Below are 741 nucleotides of genomic sequence, written 5' to 3'. Positions count from 1 at the left end.
GGCGGCACCCCGCCGCGTGGCTCCACCGTTCGGCGAACGGCCCCTTGGGATTGTCACGGAAGAACAGGTACCGGGCCCATTCCCGGTCGCTCAGGGCCGCCGGGTCCTCGGGGTAGGGCACGTGGGCCTGGCCGCCGTAGTGGAACTCGGCCTCGTCGCGGGGCCCGCACCACGGGCAGGGTATGAGCAGCATGGTTCGGCTCCCTAGTGGGCCACCGCGGCCGCGCCGTGCTCGTCGACGAGCGCGCCGGTGGTGAAACGGTCGAGCGAGAAGGGGGCGTTGAGGGTGTGCGGGGAGTCGTGGGCGATGGTGTGGGCATACACCCAGCCCACACCCGGAGTGGCCTTGAAACCGCCCGTCCCCCAGCCGCAGTTGAGGTAGAGGTTGTCCACCGGGCTCAGGCCCACGATCGGCGAGGCGTCCGGGCTGACGTCGACGATGCCGCCCCACGTGCGCAGGACATGGGCACGCGCGAACGCCGGGAACAGCTCCAGCGCCGCGGACATCTGCTCCTCGATGATGTGGAAGGCGCCGCGCTGGGTGTACGAGTTGTACGCGTCGATACCCGCGCCCATCACCAGTTCGCCCTTGTGCGCCTGGCTGACGTACACGTGAACGGCGTTGGACATGACCACGGTCGGGTGCACCGGCTCCAGCAGCTCCGAGACCAGGGCCTGCAGCGGATGGCTCTGCAGCGGGAGTTCGATGCCCGCCATCGCCGCCAGCACCGAGGTGTGGCC

General features: G+C 70.2%; 2 protein-coding genes. Both read right to left on the bottom strand.

The genetic code is table 11. From position 1 onward, the window contains the following. The coding region (locus IE249_RS39545) for a sarcosine oxidase subunit delta (protein ID WP_229859970.1) at positions 1 to 193 on the bottom strand (193 nt) is incomplete at its 3' end. 11 nt (positions 194 to 204) lie between these two features. Next, on the bottom strand, positions 205 to 741 hold a 537-nt coding region (locus IE249_RS39540), incomplete at its 5' end, for an FAD-dependent oxidoreductase (RefSeq protein WP_229859968.1).

It is taken from the genome of Streptomyces anandii JCM 4720, from assembly GCF_014650655.1.
Taxonomy (GTDB): Bacteria; Actinomycetota; Actinomycetes; order Streptomycetales; family Streptomycetaceae; genus Streptomyces; species Streptomyces anandii.
Note: the sequence above shows the minus strand (reverse complement) of the source record. Positions and strands in the feature narration are given on the sequence as shown.